Genomic DNA, 18285 nt, shown 5'->3' on the forward strand with positions numbered 1-18285 from the left:
CTATAATCCCGCGTCTTTGTCCCGTATTTTCATTCCCAGAATTCAGGGTTGTGCATGACCGACAAAACCCAGCAACAGTCCCGCATTAAGGAACTGATCGCCCGCGGTAAAGAGCAGGGCTATCTGACCTATGCCGAGGTAAATGACCACCTACCGGAAGATATTTCCGATCCGGATCAGGTGGAAGACATTATTGGCATGATCAACGACATGGGCATCAAGGTGTTTGAAACCGCACCAGATGCCGAAGAGTTGTTGATGGCTGAAGGCGACAGCTCCGCTGATGAAATCGCCGCAGCCGAAGCTGCCGCTGCCCTGGCAGCCGTAGAGTCCGACGTAGGCCGAACCACCGATCCAGTACGCATGTATATGCGCGAAATGGGCACCGTAGAGCTGCTCACGCGCGAAGGCGAGATCGCCATTGCCAAGCGTATCGAAGAGGGCCTGCGCGAACTGATGGCCGCCCTGGCCTACTGGCCGGGTGCAGTGCAGCAGATCATCGATGAGTACGCTCTGATCGAGAAAGAAGAGCGCCGCATCCCCGATATTATCTCCGGTTGGCTCGACCCCGCCGACGAGGTTCCGCCCGGAGCCCAGGCCGGCCAAGCCACCGCCGCTGCCAGCGCGCCGGAGTCATCAGATTCCGATGATGATGACGACGACAGCGATGACGACAGCAGCGACGAGGAAGAGGAAGCTACCGGCGGTATCGACCCCGAAGAGCTCGCCGAGCGCATGAACGCGCTGATCGCCGCACAGAAAGCTGCCGACGAAGCCATCGCCGCCCACGGCCGCGACTCCAAAGAAGCTGGCCAGGCGCTCGAAGCCGTTGGCGATGTATTCCGCTTCTTTAAACTGGCTCCCCGCCAGTTCGAACCACTCTATGGTGAAGTTCGTTACGTACTCGACAGCGTACGCGAGCAAGAACGCGTGGTTATGGCCATGTGTATCAAACGCGCCCGCATGCCGCGCAAGACCTTTATCAAGGAATTCCCCGGCAACGAAACCAATGATGATTGGATCCCCGCAATCATCAAGAAAAAGCGCGATTACTCCGATGCCCTGCGCCACGTCGTAGACGAAGTTGTTCGCGCCCAGCGCAAACTGGCTCAGTTCCAGGAGCGCGCCAAGTTGGAAGTGGGCCAGATCAAAGAGATCAACCGCCGTATGTCCATTGGCGAGGCCCGTTCACGCCGCGCCAAGAAAGAGATGGTCGAAGCCAACCTGCGCCTGGTTATCTCTATCGCCAAGAAGTACACCAACCGCGGCCTGCAATTCCTGGACCTGATCCAGGAGGGCAACATCGGCTTGATGAAGGCTGTGGATAAGTTCGAATACCGCCGCGGTTACAAATTCTCCACTTATGCCACCTGGTGGATTCGCCAGGCCATTACCCGCTCTATTGCGGACCAGGCCCGCACCATCCGTATCCCGGTGCATATGATTGAGACCATCAACAAGCTCAACCGTATCAGCCGCCAGATGCTGCAGGAAATGGGTCGCGAACCCACCCCGGAAGAACTGGGCGAGCGCATGGAAATGCCGGAAGACAAGGTGCGCAAAGTCCTCAAGATCGCCAAAGAGCCGATCTCCATGGAGACGCCCATCGGCGACGACGAAGACTCCCACCTGGGTGACTTTATCGAGGACCAAAACCAATCCTCGCCGGTGGATACCGCCACACAAACTGGCCTGCACGACGCTACCCGCTCTGTGCTCTCCGGCCTCACCGCCCGTGAAGCCAAGGTACTGCGTATGCGTTTCGGTATTGATATGAATACCGACCACACTCTGGAAGAGGTGGGCAAACAGTTTGACGTAACCCGCGAGCGTATCCGTCAGATCGAAGCGAAAGCATTGCGCAAACTGCGACACCCCTCCAGGTCGGAGCATTTACGCAGCTTCCTCGACGAGTAAGCGCTAGACTAAAGCCCGGTTCAACCGGGCTTTTTTTTGTGACATAAAGATGACCTCCCCGCGCAGGCTTAGTGAAAGCAGGAGATAAGCATGCAAAAAGAAATGGCGAATAAGCAGGAAAAATCTGAAGAGCTTGCCAACAAGCCCGGCAAGAAAGGGTTTGCGCGCCTCCTGGCTGCCACTAGCTACTCCAGTCAGGGGCTCGTCGCTGCATGGCGCAATGAGGAAGCTTTTCGCCAGGAAGTGATTGCCGCCTGCCTAATGGTGCCTCTCGCACTCTGGGCCGGGGAGACACCTACTGAACGCGCCATATTGATTGCAGCCGTGATGTTTGTCCTCCCAATCGAACTTATCAACAGCGCTATTGAGGCGACCGTGGACCGCATCGGTCCCGAGAAACACCCGCTGGCCAAGATTGCCAAAGACACAGGCTCCGCCGCCGTGGCCGTCGCCCTCTTCGCTGCATTCCTGGTTTGGTGCTGTATTCTTATCCCCAAACTGCCGATTTAAATACTTTAGTATGGGATTTTGACCTCCATTTCACATAAACAAGACAGCTGTACCAATTACAGCTTCTAGTTAAGACTATCGAACCAGTTAAGGTGTTTGGCAGCTTTCATAAGGTGGAGGTCTACCCCATAAAGATTCAGTTGTTGGCGAAAGCTTGAGCAACAGGGAAAGAAGATTTCTTGAATTTGCCCATATCAGCCTTGAGCGCTAACAAAGGCATTGATTTGCAAGGGAAAATCTTGTATTTTTCCCAACCGCTTGCAACGATCCTCGCAAGCAATGTGTGGGCCCTTAGCTCAGTTGGTTAGAGCATCCGACTCATAATCGGCAGGTCCTGGGTTCGAGTCCCGGAGGGCCCACCACCTTCTTATGTTCACAATACGTTGTGATGTGAGTGTAACGATAAGTTGTCGCAATACGACATCTTATGGTAACTATCACCTAACATCTCACAGAAATTCAAGCAGTTACGCCTGTGTGACAGCTTATGGTTCCTAAATAAAAGTTCACCTTTCACTAAATACCCCATAAGTTGTCATGTTTTACGGGATTGCTTTGGTACATTCTTGGAGCAGCCCCTTCGTGTACTTTCACTATACCTTTTAATCGCTTTCTCTTTAGCTAGGTTTAACTGCCTTTGGGATGTCCCCTGAAAATCAGTAGACTTAAGTTCCGCCATAATATGAGGCCAGTCCAACGGGCGTTTTTTTGAAGCACAACGTTGAACTGCCAAGTTCATTTTATACTGCAGCGAGCTCTTGATACGTTTGCGGCGATCCATTTTCAACTTTTCATACAGTTTGGAAACACTCTTCAACTCTTCCCGAAAGGCGTTTTCAAGCATTCCTGTACTAACCCCAAATTTCTTAGCAATTTCAGATCTAGCCTCCGGCTCCCTCTTTCCAGCCAAAGTCTCATTTAGATATCGTGAAATATCTGGCAAGTGTACCCGTAAGTCCTTTTTAACATTAAAGTTAAACTGCTTTGTCAGGTACCCCACGGACTGCAGAAGATCCTCCAGCCTACCAAATAAAAGACTCATTCTAGGCAACTGAAGCCCGTCGACTATTTTTGCCAAAGACTCAACTGAAACACCATGCTTATAAGAACACCAGTCTTTAAGTGTCATATTATTTATCCCAAAACACTCTGCTAAAGTATTTAGCCCATCAGCTCCCCCTTTATCTACAAGACCCCTTAAATTTCTGGATAGTATCTTTAAATCAAACTGAGAAATTTCAGTTGCTCCCGGTATAAAAATATCCATTCTTGCTAGATAGCTCTCTGCTTCAGCTTGGCTATGGCCATCTAAGTCGCAAATGATATGAGGTGCTTTCGTGAGAGAGGTGCCACAGTAATGGCAAAAACCAGGCTCATATTTATTTGATATAAATGGTTGACGCTGATAACAAACCCCACAGCAATAAGAGAGGCTGCAAAGGTGCTTTGCGCAATACTGGGAAATCGCGAGAGACCAATAAAGTTCATCGGCAACTTTCGCCTCAGATTCAGGACGTTTTATTGCCATTGATTCACGATAACATTGGGCACACCACTTCTTTTCCTTGGCAATAAACCCATGTGCCATCCTGTCTAAAATATCACTTAAGTAGACAAAGGATGACGGCCAATAAATACTCTTTCCTGTAATAGTCTCCAAGCGATTCGTGACTGTTGCAGATTTAGCTGTTAATGAATTGCAAAAATTAGCTACATCTCGACCAAGACCTATACCATGTGAAGCATTATTCTGCAAAACAACATCTGATATAAATTTCGATGGGTGCATTCGATATTTCCAGGAAATTCTTGCCATTAATGAAACATTTGACTCCGCCTCGACTCCCTCGTGAATTCTTATAGGGAACGGTGTAATCCTGTGATTTAAGAAAGGGATTACTCTCATCTCAGCCCACCTTATCTCTTGTAGGAGAGCGCTGCCCTGGATTCTTGCCCCTAGAGGAGTTAGGCTTGCTGTTTCTTTTTTCTCTGGCTTCCCACCTAAGATATCCCAAATTTCATCATCACCCGGCTGCCTAAAGAAGGCTTCACCCTCTCGAATAGCTTCCGCAATAGTTTTTATTTGACTATTTTTCAGTCTTGTTTTATCCAGATGCTTGATAGAAAGGACTTTGTCTTTATCCTTCAAAGCCATATTTAATGCTCTGCCTAACCATTCTTTTAAAATCCCAATACACCCACAACTCCCTATGAAAACAGCCTTAGCATTCTTAATAAGACTTGGCTCCATCATGATCGGCATATAAGCTAGCAGCCCTGAATAAGCCGAACTAAATTTAGCAACATCTCCCGGTCGTCTTATCGAGTAGGCAGGGTAATCCATAATCCCCACTCGCCGAGCTAATTGATCACTCATTTCTAAAGAAAAAGAAATCTCATAGGTCCCTAGACCTACGAACCTACAACCGCTTCTGTTAGAGATGCCTTTGAGTATATCCATATTTTTTTCTCCAGACTGCCCACCATATTTAAAGATATGCTGGACTTCATCTACAATGATGTACTTTACACCGTAGTCTCGAACCCTGGAGAGAAAGTCTCTTTTCAGGGATATTTCATTTCTATTTTGAGAAAGGTACTTCCTCCCAATATTAGAACCTTCAATTTTTGGGTGACCGTATATCTTTATGTTTTGTAATTCACCCATCGCATTAAGAAGCTCTGAATAGAAATCTTTCCAAGAAAACTTGCTCCCCCAAGACATCAGCCTCAACATAGATCATTGGCAATTCATTCACCTGCTCATTAATTACATCTACATTCTTATAGGCTTCTCGCATTAAATATTCAGAAAGGCATGTTTTTCCAACACCTGTTGGCCCTTGAACTAGAACAACATCCTTTTCCAATGAGTCGAAAAAAAGTTCCTGAAGATGCTCATATGCACAATTAACAGCATCATGCTTCATGAAAAAGCCTGATTTAAAGTATTCAATCTTTTCCATGCCACTAGCATTCTTCAAGCTTTCTGGAAATTTCGCACTTGGATGCCACATATTCAAACCTCTTCATCTGAATCCGGGATAGATATATCCCAGTCAACTGATGACCACTCATCACACTCAGACTCTTCTAGGCCAGGGGTGCCAAATTGATTATTATTAACTTTAAATTTATTACTTGATGAACCAGAGCTAAGCTCCCTTTTCTTGAGATTAGCTTTAGCACCTTGATTTAGCTCTTCAACAAAACCTGCGAGATCTGCTCGACCAGTATCTTTTGATCGTTCATTTATATACAGAGTCTGACGAGCTACTTCCGCGAGAATGGCACCCTCCAGCTCATCTACACGGCGATGTTGTGGCTTGGTTGCCTGGAAACGTATCCATCTATTTTGGTAAAAAACAAAGATATAATTAAGGTCAAATGGATCAAACCGGATATCCACTGCAATACTTTCTCGAGAAGCAGATTTCAAACATATATGCCAATAGCGAACTCTATTAACCTGAATCGCAGAGTTTCTCTTCAACTTTGTGCCACTGCGTGCTGGAGGCAACAGAACGTTCATAAGAAAAATCTCATTAAACTCGATTTTTCTAGAGTAGCTAAGGCCAAACCTTTCGATTGATTTATCACGTATTTGGGCAGGAGATAATCCACCGGTTTTGATACTCTGGTGATTAAACTTATCTATATACTGTAGAAGCCCATGATAAAAATCTACCGGCTCCCAAATAGACAGGTTTTCGGGATTATGGCTCTTTGAAACCTCTCTAATATTTTTTGCTAACTTATTACTTCCACTTAGGTTGTCTAGAAATATCGTATTCAATGAACCAAAGTTACGCTCAACTGCCGACCCACTCCTTGGCTTTCCTTCTCTTGAAATTATCGTAGTCCTATAGCGGGCCATTAAAGTTTCAAAATAAATGCTTTGAAATTCCTTTCCTCCATCAACCACAACAGCTTCGGGAAAGATCTCATGAGTTTTTACCATTAATCGTAGCGCCGACATCACAGAGATATTGGATGGATGCCTAAATGAAAGATAACAACTCAGAACATAACCTGAATATTCATCAACTATGGTAGTTAACCAAGGCTTACCAAGATTCACACCCTCGACCGAAACCAACTGCAAATCAATCTGTGTATGATCTATATGACAGCGCTGTAAAAAACGATTAACTCCAATTAGAGGAAGCTCTTTATGTTTCCCATCCACACCCTGATAGGTTGTATATTGATAGGCACTTTTTGCACCCTCTCGGACTTTCTTTGAAACCACCTCTGCTATAGGTAGGATTCGCCTTCTAACAGATTTTTTAGAGGGCGGAACTAGTCCTCTCTCTGTACATTCTCCACAAATTAACCCATAAATATGTGGGAAATTTTGATTGTCGCTATTAAGGAAATTTGACTCTATGGTTTGCTGAATAATCAACTCGAGTTCTTCAGGAAGTTTTTCTACATAATTACCTTTCTTATGGTGTTCAGGCTGCAGGCCATCGATCCCTTTCTTACGATAAGCACTCAACCAACGTTGCAGTGTCCGTACGCTAACCTTTGCTTTATTTGCCACATTTACAACACTCTCCCCAGCCAGGACAGAATTAACTAAATTAATACGCGCCAGACTCGCCTCAATTTCTTTAGGTGACGCATCTAGGATAATACGGTCACGTACAAAATCGGAGGTCTTCTGAGTCATTACCCCTTTTAGCTGATTTGGTTCAGCAGCGATTAAAACTCTCTCTGGTTCATTTAGTCGACAATTCTGCAAGTCAACATAAAGTGACTGTTGGGCTATTGCCTGCATCACTCTATCGCGCGTAACTCCGGCTATTGAGCCTTCAAGTACATTGAAAGGCTGTGGACCTTTGGCCAGAAGTAACTCCTTACAAAGAGTCCATAAACGTTGATCTTCCTCAGAGGTCATATCGGGAAGGTAGTTATAAAGTAGTGCAAGATTATCTATGTAGATGGGGTTGATTTCTTTGTCACTTACTATCCGGTACGCTAGCCCAGTACCCTCTAAATAGTCTGCCATCGGAGGGATCTCGAAGCATTTTAACTCTTCGTTCCATTGATAGCGGCCAGGTGTTTTACTGGCCAATTTCTGCAAGGCGTCAAACGGCTTGCACTCCTCAAAACCAATAAAACCATCTGCGATGACAAAAAAGTCCAGTGTCGTAGGCACCCTTACATAACGCTTACCGCTACGATATGACAGCACTACCTTGTGGAAAGGCTGATCCCAGTACCCCAGTACTTTGGGGTCGAACTCCTTTAGGTAGATGGAGGACAGCTCTAGTGTCCGACTCTCAGCCTGGATAGTGAGCCCCATTTTGTGACTAGGGAAGCGACTAGTGATGTTAGGCCCCATAGAGCGAGTTCGAACCCTACGCGCAGGCGGGTTGGATATGATTTCTTCCACAATCCTCAACCCTGTCTCAGTAACGCCATTTGACTGACAAAAGGTTAAGTAGCGATCAAGATTTTGTAGTTCATCCGACATGAAAGCTCCTACGAGACTGAGGGCAGCCCGATAAACAAACAGCAGCTACCCTCGAACTCTCAGCTCGTGATACGTATTGCTTGACGGAAAACTGATAGAGAAAGATACTCAATGTGCCTATACGAAGAGCAATCTTCCCTAAAAGCCGGAATCAAGCGATTGATTTCGGTTTTTTTGTTTGAATTCAATTCATTTACAGACTTCCTTCCAATCAGACTTCAAGGCAGAAACTGCCAGATAGCATTTAAACTACTATAAATTACACATCTACATCATACGCCATGATGCATAGAGTCACGAATAAAAGTAATTTGACGCCTACTTCAAGCCGATTGATGCAAAAAATCTTGCTGCCCGTTGTCTTATCAAGCTAATATTTATGCATCAATGCCATTACTGCATAAGAATATGAAACCACTAGGCCCATTAGCCACGATCAGAGCGGGGCACGCATTCCGAACAAAACTCATCGACGACCCAGGAAGTGAGACTCGTGTACTACAAATGAGGGACATTGACCCTTCTCATGGAGTGGATTGGCAGAGTGTTGTTAGGTGTCAGCCTGTCGGAGTAAAAAAGGAATGGTTACGCACTAGCGACATACTTTTAGTCGCCCGGGGTGGACGTAATTACGCTTACTATCTTGACGAACAGCCACCATTTCCAACTCTGGCTGCCCCACATTTTTTCCATATCAGTCTAAGGGAATCTGCCAAGCAGATATTGCTGCCGGAATTTCTTGCCTGGCAACTTAACCAACAGCCGGTCCAGGACTATTTCAAGCGCAATGCTGAGGGATCTACTTCTAAAAGTATTCGACGTACTATCGTTGAGAACACACCAATTATTATTCCTTCAATCTCACACCAGAAGACCATATCCAGTCTTCATACTGCTGTTGTTAGCGAACGTCGACTCGCAGAGCAACTCATTGCGAACGGTGAAAATCTAATGTCCCGGATTTGTGCCGATCTTCTCAAAGAGGCTAATGAAGCAGATCCCATCAGAGGGTTACTTTATGACTGACAACATCAAGCAGGAGATGATCAATAAAGCTTTATGGGCTGCCTGCGATACCTTTCGCGGCACGATCAGCGCTGATTCTTACAAAGATTTCATCCTGACAATGCTATTCCTCAAGTACATCTCAGATGTCTGGCAGGATCACTACGAAGCCTACCAAACTCAGTATGGTAATGACTCCATATTAATTGAGGAGAAGATGAGGGCCGAACGGTTTGTACTCCCCAGAGAGGCAAACTTTTATACACTGTTCGAAATGCGCCACGAACCAAACAATGGAAAACGCATTGATCAAGCACTAAAAATCCTTGAAGAAGCTAATTACGGCATGCTGAAAAGTGCAGGCAAAAGCGTATTTCAAGACATATCCTTCGATACTGATAAGCTGGGAGAAGGCAAGCACAAAGAGCTAATTCTCCGCCACTTACTAGAGGATTTTGCAAGTCCTAAACTCAACCTCAAACCATCTCGTGTTGCTACACTTGATGTGATAGGTAATGCCTACGAGTATCTGATTAGAAACTTTGCTGCTAGTGGTGGACAGAAAGCAGGAGAATTTTATACACCACCAGAAGTTAGTGACTTATTGGCAGAATTACTCGACCCGCAGCCTGGTGACGACATTTGCGATCCAACTGCCGGTTCCGCATCGTTATTATTGAAATGTGGACAAAAAATATTTGCCAATCATAAAAGCAATAAATATAAACTGTATGGGCAAGAGGCCATCAGCTCTACTTGGTCATTGGCCAAAATGAACATGTTTCTACACGGCCAAGATAACCACCAAATTGAGTGGGGCGATACAATCCGTAACCCGAAACTATTGGATTCCCATGGCCACTTAGTGCAGTTTGATGTTGTTACCGCCAATCCACCGTTTTCACTTGATAAATGGGGCTATGAAGAAGCCGCTCATGATAAATTCATGCGCTTCGAGCGAGGCTTACCGCCAAGAACAAAGGGAGATTACGCTTTCATTCTTCATATGATCAGTACCCTAAAGCCAGAAACAGGCAGAATGGGTGTGGTTGTCCCTCTTGGAGTACTCTTCCGTGGCTCTAATGAAGCTATTATCCGAAAGCACTTAATCGAAGAAAACCTGGTTGATGCGGTAATTGGCCTCCCTGAAAAACTCTTTTATGGCAGTGGTATTGCCGCAGCAATCCTTATATTCAAAAAGAAAAAAACGAATACTAATGTAATTTTTATTGATGCTTCTCACGAATACAAAGCTGGTAAAAACCAGAACCTACTATCTAAAAAGAACATTAACAAGATTCTTGAGGCCTACAAAAATGCGGCAGATGTGGACAAATACTGCCATATCGCAACTCTCGAAGAGATTCGGAAAAATGACTACAACCTTAATCTCCCACGCTATGTTAATAGCCTAGAAAAGAAAGAGGAAGGTACTTTTCTTGATATATACTCTGAACGTAAGAAATTAAAATCCCAGCTAACCGAAGCGGAAACTGAGATAAAAAGTCAACTAAGAAGACTTGGCTATGTCACCTAGGCCACAATTTTAACATTATGTGTAGTAGTTCAGACTTGATCTGGCAGTTAGCGGTTTTTCAGAAAATGTTCTGTCAGGTCAACTTCAGTTTACAAATCTCTCATTCCAGATGCTTTTTCCATCTTCAAATATTGCCGTCAGTGTGCGGCCACAAAACTTCTTATCTTGATGGGTGCGATCATTCTGCCTATACAAGTCGTCCAAGATCTGGACATCAAACAAGCCTTCGGGAAACGACTCAAAGAACTGGCCAACAAGCTGGAGATCCGCTAACAAGGACGAGAGCAATATGCATGTCCCACCGCTGGAGAAGCTGATCCAGCTAGTGAATATTTTCAACGTATCACTGGACTATCTGGTAATGGACCAGCCGATGGACGAAAGCCCCATCCGCAATGAAGTGCTATTTAAGCGCTTCAAGCTGCTGGAATTTTTTGATGATTAAGACAAGGACACAATACTTGGGTTATTGATGCAATTATCGCCCACCGGCAGTTGGAACATGCTATGCGACCATTAAAGCACTAACTTCAGAATATTGGCACCAACAAATATTGCTGGCACCTTACTCTAATCTATAAATATCCAGAGTTAGTTATTTTCTTGAATTATCATTGATTTTAATTTCATTTAATTTATCTCGAAGCCACTGTATTCCATCTCCCTGAGGAGTATTATTAATAACATCCTCTAAGCTTTTAGTCCTTTGGCTGACAGATAAAGCTTCCAACGCAATCGCAATTGCTTGCTGCGCCCCTCTTTCTTCTGGTCTATCAATTTCATTGTCTGACGGAGTTACTTTGTATAATTCTGCCAGAGTTTGCCAAAGCTTATCGTCTTCCGAAAGAGTTGGTATAGCTAACGAGCGAGCTATACCAGCTAGTATTTTGGGATGATGACGGACTTTTAAATGCTTTAACAAGATTGGTATAGCATCAAGATAATCATCTTTAGTATTAATTAAGTCCCAGACCGAGTTCACCGTAAAACCAGCTCTATTTAGTTCTCTAACCAACTCTTGCTCATCTGACTTACAAATATCCTCAAGGTCTTGAACTCGTTTATCTTGAACATCCTTTTTGTCAAAGTATTCCTTATTCTTGGCCAATTCAGCCATTAACTCGGCAGCAGTTTTGCCCATTTACTTCGCTCCTGGAATAAATTTTAAATTTATTGTTCCGTTTTTAATTGCATCACTAAGTGGCCCACTGAGCTTTGTGGAGGGGCGAACATATAAGTCAAACCTTAATCCTTGCTGCTTTGCAATATCGGAAAAATCTCTCAACTGTCGAGTATAGCTCAAGGATTTAACATTTTTAACTTCAGAGAGAGTTGTGCTAGTTACACCATCTGGAATCCTATCCCTACCATTAATACTGAACTTCTTTTTCTGTCCAATATTGAATGAGGCTCTAACCGATTCTTCACCAATTCTACCCAGCTGATTAGGTGTTAATTTGGTTGTAACAACACCCCTACCTCTCGTAACAAAGATCAGAGTAGCAAACTTCACCATCTGAGCTGCTAATTGAGCACGACTTCCAGCTTTTCCAACAACTATTTGCTCATTCCTGATCCCATCCTCTGAAGAGCCAGCTATAGAAGAGTGACAAATGGCGCCAAAATCTTTACAGCCATTTACATATTCATCATCTTCATTTTCTTCACTCAGCTTTCTACCGACCGCTGCCTGAGCAGCTCCGTAACTCCCACCGGAAAGTACACCAAGTGAGCCTCCAGCATTTTGAGTGAAAGCCCCACCTCCAATTAGGGTGCCACCTCTTGGCGCCTCTCCTGTTGTAGTAACTTCGCCCTCTACGACCGAATCACCGTTTCCTGGTGAGTCCCCTTCATCAATGGGATGCACGGTCTTCTTCGAGTCTACTTCATCCCCCTCATACCCACTAGGATCCGTAAAACTCAGAGGATTATTAAATACATAGCTATACCGGTTCCAATTCTGACTGAAGGTTGGCGCCTGCACAATCGGGTCTGGACTGAGAAAGCGGCCTAGTGTGGGATCGTAAATTCTCCCGTTCATATGGATTAGGCCAGTTCTATCTAGCTGTTCGTGGCCGGTGTAACCGCGGTTGGTGGTGACATGTTGTACTGCTAACAAATCAGACATCAGCAATGAGCTTAGGTCTGTACCCCAGTCTTCTTGACGGCGGCTGCCGTCTGGGTTAAATGCGGTACTTAAGATTTCAGTACCTGTGTTATCGGTGATTTTCTCGATGGAACCGAGGTGGTCTCGGTGTAAGTATTGGTATTCGCTGGTGATGCCTGAGGGATCTGAAATCGCTGCGGGATCTGTGATCGCAATATGCTGGACGGAATCACTCAGGCTGGTGCGCTGCACTCGCCAGATTGCTGAATCGTGCTCAGGCCAAACCACTTCAAAACTGCCAATAATAAAGACCTTTTCTGTTTTGAGCTGGCCATTCTCCATCCAACTACTTTCGCGATAGTAGCGCTGGCCATCCGGCCCATATTTAAAGTGGTCTTTCGCAGTAGGTGTACTATCACTTTGACTGCTACCCACCACAATTTCTGTGGGCAGTTGCCGGGCGTTCCAGCTGATCCATTTGTCATCGCCAGTGGCGGCATCGTAGTGCTCAATGGCGCCATTAGCGTCGTAATGCAAATTGTGGGAGAGACCGTCGATAGTGACATTGCTCACGGCATTGGGGCCGGCATTGCCAAACTCGCCGTACTGATACCCGGTGACCTGGGTATCGCTATTCACGCTGGAGGTTTTGGAGAGGATATTGCCCAGCTTGTCGTACTGAGTACTTAACACACGGTCACCACCTGTAACCATGGAGGCGTTGCGCAGGCGATTGAGGCCGTCGTAGCTAAAGTCTTCCTGCTTTTGTAATACGCTGGCACTGTTATAAGTGAGACGACTTTCGAGAGTGCCATTGGAGCGCCAGCGATATTCATTGTTTTGTATCTGCCCGCTGTCGGTGTTGATACTTTCCAGGCGTCCGGTATCAGCATTGTAGGTGCGGTTGGTAATCAAGCCATTGCCGTAGGTTTCCTGTTCTACCTGTCCCCAGGCATTAAGGTTATCAAATGTCTGAAGGGAGTTATTGCCAGCAGCATCGCTGCTTAGGCTTTGCATAAACCCACGGTTATTGTATTGATAGTGCGCTTCCAAGCCATTGGGATAAACGGTCTTATTAATACGACCGTAGCTATCGTAGCTATAAATGTGTTGATAGCTAGGATTATTCCCATTAATGATTAAATGAGTGTTGATATTATTCAGCTTGCTATCTGCTCGGTATTTATACTCCTCAAGAAATACCTGAGTGCCATTTTCTGTGTAACTGCGGCTCGCCAAAGCCCCCTTTGCATTGGCGGCGTCATATTCCCATTGAGCCAGACCCTCTTCGTCCTCCTGCTCCAGCAGGCGACCCATTTGGTCGTATAGATAGGTAATGCTCTGGTTTTTGTTGTCGGTTTGGCGGTCCAATTCGCCAAAGGCGTTATAATTACTGGTCACTGTACCTAGGTTCGGGTCATTCAGGCTGGTGCGGAAGCCGGCGTAATCAAACACAAAACTGGATTCAATATTACGTCCGCTTCCGGTAACGATAACCGTTTTTGGCAGGCCCGTGGCGTAGTAAGTGTAGTCGGTAGCTACCGCTTCACCGGTAGCGTCATCTACCGTGCGAGCCAGGCTGCCAGTAGAGTCATAGTAACTCTCCTTCACTTGATATGTGGTTCCACTGCCTCCCATAACAGACTCGGTGACACTGACCTTGACCTGTTTGCCGCTACCTCCATGATTCACTGCGTAGTCGATGTCAACCGTGCTGCCATCTGCTTTTTCAATAAAATTGAGGCGGTTACGCAAATCGTAATCATAACTGGCGATAGGTTTGTAACCGTCTATCGCTACAGCTCCCTGAGCAAAGAAAGGTGCAGTTTCCAAGGCAAGGCGGCCTTGCAGGTCATACTTAAACTCTCGACGGGATACATTGCTACCTGAGAACGCTTGAATATCCTGCTGCACCAGACGGCCCAGTTGATCGTAATAGTATTCTGAGGTGGGAGTAATATCTGAGTCGGTCTGCACCCAGAAAGGAACCTCTATGCCACCAACTGTGGGGCAGATACCGTGGCAGAAATTGTACTGGCTGGTAAACACGACGTTGTCGGCGTTGGTACGCTCTACTTCGCGACCAAAGGGATCGTATTGGATGCTGCTGGATTGGCTGTTTGCATCCGTTATCTGGGTAACACTGCCGAAGCGGGTGTCATAGCCCAAAGTCATTGAGTGATTCAGACTATTACTTAGACTGGTGGGGTAGCGCCGATCTGCAAAGGCGCCCCCTACTGTGGCACTGCGGGTTTGGGTGCCTGCACCATTGATAGAGGCATCGATCTTACCTGTAGCGGTTTCACTTTTTATGTTGCCGTATGCATCGTAGTCATAGGTCACCACCATTTGGTACTGAGCATCGCCGGGGTATTGAGTTAGTGTCTGTACTCTGTTTGTGTTGGAATAAGGAACCATCGTGCTACTAGCTTCCTGGTCCGGCGTGCCAGTAACATCACCACTAAAGTAGCGTTGCTCCTGAACACTAGGAAAGCCTATCAACCATTGACCGCTGACACGATTGTCCAACAGGGTCGTCCTCTCTACACTGCGCTGAATATCGCTGTAACTTGTAGCTGGTAGAACCTCTCCCCAAACACTCTGGGTATCGCTGAATTGAGTACTTCCGACAATACGGGTGGTATTGGAAGTACCGTTGAGCAAATCACCAGCATCTCCAAAAGACAGTGTTTGTGGAAAACTATCAGTTAAGACATATCCCAGGTTTTCTCCCCCTCCAGAAGCGCGTCCAGGCTCTGGGCAACATAGGGGAAATAAGTGGTGCTACTTCCCGCTTCAAGTTCAAGCGTGTCGTAGCTGAATCGCTGATTAGTCAGCAGTTCACCAAATTGATAGTTATTGTGGTATTGGATCTGCCGCGCTACCTTTCCAAAGTATGGAAAATCTTTGCGGAACTGGCGGTAGGTGACGATATTGGCTTCGGTATCGTAAATACGCTGGGCGGTATAGCCGAGGAAACCCCAGTGTTTGTCACTAGTCAGTCCCACGCCTTGATATGCATATTCGGTAGTATGCCACCCTTGAGTGTAACCATTGGAGCGCTGTAACTTGGTAACAACAGTTCGATAGTCCCCATTGACAGCCAGCTCTTGACTGGCATCTGGAATCGAGCCAACAGAGCCAAACAGGGTAGCCCCCTCATCAAAGCGACCTATCTCCTCTTCTCCAGAATTATCGGAGATTCGCTCCAGAACAAATTTTGTCTGTGCCCCCAGACCATTAGTTATTGTTTCGATCCCAGTTTCAAAATCGTCGGGATTAGAGGAGTTGGTAAATTTCCAACTAAATTCTAGTGGGGGCAGGCATTGACGCCCACTGCCATTTTCTCCATAACCACACATCTGTACCTGTTTTAGGCGGCGATAGTGATCTTGGTTAGGATCAGCAGGTTCTTCTTCGGATATCAGCTTATATTCCCTATGCAAAGCACCATCAAGACTGACACGAATATGATGCAGCAGAACCAGCTGCTCTTGCTGGATATCTTCTAAGGGTACTGGCGGGGCATCTGTACGGGTGCCGTACTGAAATTCAATTTTTGCATCACCCTGATTACCATAAGTAATTTCTAGGGGGTAATTGATCCCCTCAACAATATCCCGGTGGTACTTGTACTCCATGGTATTGCCAAAAGCATCGGTGACTTTATTCAGGCTCCAGGCGAAATGCGGGGACTCCTCAGCTTTTAAACGGCTATCTGCTGTAGATCCGTATTCATTCACTGAGCCATTGGGGGTCCTCACTTTAAACCAGGGCTTGCCGTCACTGTCTTCCTGCAACTCAATTAGCCGGAAGCTATCACGGAGAGATCGATACTGTGCGCCTTCTTCCCAGTGCGTACCAGACACAAGCACCAACGGTTCGCCATCCAGACAAAGGGAATCATTTTCATCTAGCTTAACTCTGTCAGTTTTCGGGCGATTCACCACACAGCGGCGGATACTACTCAATCCACTCAATCGCCAGCCATATCCCAAAATATCTTCAGGAAGTGATTCATTCATACGCTTCTGGAAGCGGGCACTGGTGTAATACAAGGAAATATTAGGCTGCAACCCATTAACCCCAGGAGCAGCTTGCAGGGGTACATTGATAATTGCATTCCCAGATGCACTAACGTCAGCATTGTAAGGTAGCGTTCCAGGGGAATCTGCGACCTCAGTGCTCACAGCTGGGGCCTCATCAGTATTGGCCAAGCTGTGTACTTTAATCCAGGGACTTAGAACTGACGCACATTCAAAGTCATTACAAGCATTTAGCCTATATTGATAAGTGCCCGGCTCACTGCCGCCATCAAAATAACTAGTACCGGTCGTGCTTGCGACCTTGGTTTGCCAGTTATTTCCATCACCTTTACGGAGGCGTTCCAGTTGGTAGCTACTGGCCCCAACATCTTTCCATGTAATAACTTGATCAAGCTTAAAGAACTGTGTTTTTAAGTCATCACTAAATTCAGGTTCCGGTGGTGCAGGAGGGTTAAGCTGCTTGGTGCTTGACCATGGGCCGCAATCGTTGGATTGATTACATGCGCGTACACGGAATTTATAGACAACTGCTTCAATATCTTGACCGGTCGTCGATTTGTTAATAGTTGCAGTAGTTGTTTTACCGAGATTACTATCGAAAACATTACTGTAACCGCTGCCATCTACACTCCACTCCAAATCATAACTATCTACTGGGTCGGAAGGATCGGGATCACTGACAGATTGCCACTTTAACTGGAAGCTTGTCCCAGTTAATGTACTACCGCCAGGCTCAAGCCAGCTACCAACTTGCTCAGGATAGTGCTTTACATTAAGTGTAGATGAGGTGCGCCAACCACTGTATTGATAGTAGCTGCCGATCTTTACATAGGCGCGCACTCTGTATGCATAAGTTCCACTGGGCATAGTGCCCGTTGTAGTTGGCAGTGAGCGCGTACGAGTGTTTTTTCCTACTTCTGGACAGCTACTACTTGACTGCCAGCTCCCATTGGTTTTTTGACACCATTGATAACCTGAGACCAAAGGCCCTTCACTAGAAGCGCCCCAATTTATAGTGAACTTCCCATTAGTATCAGTGCTGCCACTTTCAATAGTGCTAGATGTGAATCCAATACTTGCCGGGGTGTTAGGTTTAAATGCCACATTGATGACATCCTCCCCATGGTCAGTCTCATAGGGATTACTCCATCCCCCACAAGAGAAAGGAAAAGTGTCTTGAATGACATTACACCGGGAGACGGTTGCGACAAGCTCATAAGTATATTGCGCTGAAGCACTCACCGTAACAGAGATACTACCACTTGCATCATCAACACTAAGCCCACTAAAAGTACGATTGACCGTACCATTTTTAAGCTCGACCATTTTTAGAGATGATAAGTGGTAGTCTCTAGATGAACCATAACTATGTGAATAGGAAACTGTGTACTTCCCAGAATTACTAGTCGATGGAACATCAACAGCCGCTAGGGTTCTTCCACATATAAACCCAAGCAATACAAATAACAGCACTTTAAAGGAACGCATATGATTATCATCGGTCACTAAAAAAAGCGAGATTATCAGAGTGATTTATTAAAATAAAACAAAGACAAAACAAAAATGCAGCATTCGTGACAAATAGAACTATTTTCAGAAAACACAGATTTAAGTATAATTTTTAAATCTATTAACGGGTACAGTTGTTCCGATTGGTCGGCCTTGAATTTGTGAAAAAGGT

Annotated in this window: 11 protein-coding genes and 1 tRNA gene; 6 read left to right on the forward strand and 6 right to left on the reverse strand. The window is 45.7% G+C overall.

Features of this window, described 5'->3' with window-relative positions; all coding sequences use genetic code 11:
- The first annotated feature begins 54 nt into the window (after positions 1-54).
- The 3 genes from rpoD (at position 55) to P0078_RS11520 (ending at position 2789) form a co-directional block, all read left to right on the forward strand.
- A complete protein-coding gene (gene rpoD / locus P0078_RS11510; RefSeq protein ID WP_282934470.1) occupies positions 55-1917 on the forward strand; it encodes an RNA polymerase sigma factor RpoD in 1863 nt (620 codons plus the stop codon).
- A 90-nt stretch (positions 1918-2007) separates the two neighbouring features.
- Positions 2008-2427 (forward strand): diacylglycerol kinase, encoded by a 420-nt coding sequence (locus P0078_RS11515; protein ID WP_282934471.1) that lies wholly within the window; start codon positions 2008-2010, stop codon positions 2425-2427.
- 285 nt (positions 2428-2712) lie between these two features.
- Positions 2713-2789, forward strand: a tRNA-Ile gene (locus P0078_RS11520).
- 173 nt (positions 2790-2962) lie between these two features.
- Here the strand turns inward: P0078_RS11520 and P0078_RS11525 are convergent.
- Genes P0078_RS11525 through P0078_RS11535 form a run of 3 tightly spaced genes read right to left on the reverse strand, consistent with a single transcriptional unit; the run spans position 2963 to position 7909 of the window.
- Positions 2963-5152 (reverse strand): TniB family NTP-binding protein, encoded by a 2190-nt coding sequence (locus P0078_RS11525; RefSeq protein WP_282934472.1) that lies wholly within the window; start codon positions 5150-5152, stop codon positions 2963-2965.
- Complete coding sequence (locus P0078_RS11530; RefSeq protein ID WP_282934473.1) at positions 5100-5444, reverse strand: hypothetical protein; 345 nt, start codon at positions 5442-5444, stop codon at positions 5100-5102. Before P0078_RS11530 ends, P0078_RS11525 begins: the two co-directional genes overlap by 53 nt.
- Before the next feature lie 2 nt (positions 5445-5446).
- Positions 5447-7909, reverse strand: a complete 2463-nt coding sequence (locus P0078_RS11535; protein ID WP_282934474.1) for a TnsB C-terminal domain-containing protein — start codon at positions 7907-7909, stop codon at positions 5447-5449.
- A 408-nt stretch (positions 7910-8317) separates the two neighbouring features.
- Here P0078_RS11535 and P0078_RS11540 point away from each other — a divergent pair, with 408 nt between their 5' ends.
- The 3 genes from P0078_RS11540 (at position 8318) to P0078_RS11550 (ending at position 10896) form a co-directional block, all read left to right on the forward strand.
- Positions 8318-8935 (forward strand): restriction endonuclease subunit S, encoded by a 618-nt coding sequence (locus P0078_RS11540; protein WP_282934475.1) that lies wholly within the window; start codon positions 8318-8320, stop codon positions 8933-8935.
- Positions 8928-10451: a type I restriction-modification system subunit M gene (locus P0078_RS11545; protein WP_282934476.1), complete on the forward strand. Its 1524-nt coding sequence runs from the start codon at positions 8928-8930 to the stop codon at positions 10449-10451. The genes P0078_RS11540 and P0078_RS11545 overlap by 8 nt, the downstream gene beginning before the upstream one ends.
- A 289-nt stretch (positions 10452-10740) precedes the next feature.
- Positions 10741-10896: a hypothetical protein gene (locus P0078_RS11550; RefSeq protein ID WP_282934477.1), complete on the forward strand. Its 156-nt coding sequence runs from the start codon at positions 10741-10743 to the stop codon at positions 10894-10896.
- Between the two features lie 150 nt (positions 10897-11046).
- Here the strand turns inward: P0078_RS11550 and P0078_RS11555 are convergent, their stop codons facing one another.
- The 3 genes from P0078_RS11555 to P0078_RS11565 are packed head-to-tail and all read right to left on the reverse strand — an operon-like array spanning position 11047 to position 18092.
- The gene (locus P0078_RS11555) at positions 11047-11592 is read right to left on the reverse strand and encodes a hypothetical protein (RefSeq protein ID WP_282934478.1); all 546 of its coding nucleotides are present in this window, start codon (positions 11590-11592) and stop codon (positions 11047-11049) included.
- A complete protein-coding gene (locus P0078_RS11560) occupies positions 11593-15222 on the reverse strand; it encodes an RHS repeat-associated core domain-containing protein (RefSeq protein ID WP_282934479.1) in 3630 nt (1209 codons plus the stop codon).
- A 44-nt stretch (positions 15223-15266) separates the two neighbouring features.
- Positions 15267-18092 carry a SpvB/TcaC N-terminal domain-containing protein gene (locus P0078_RS11565; protein WP_282934480.1) on the reverse strand — a complete coding sequence of 942 codons (2826 nt, stop codon included), beginning with the start codon at positions 18090-18092 and terminating at the stop codon, positions 15267-15269.
- Positions 18093-18285: the final 193 nt, after the last annotated feature.

Source organism: Microbulbifer sp. VAAF005 (genome assembly GCF_030012985.1).
In the GTDB taxonomy this organism is placed as follows: Bacteria; Pseudomonadota; Gammaproteobacteria; order Pseudomonadales; family Cellvibrionaceae; genus Microbulbifer.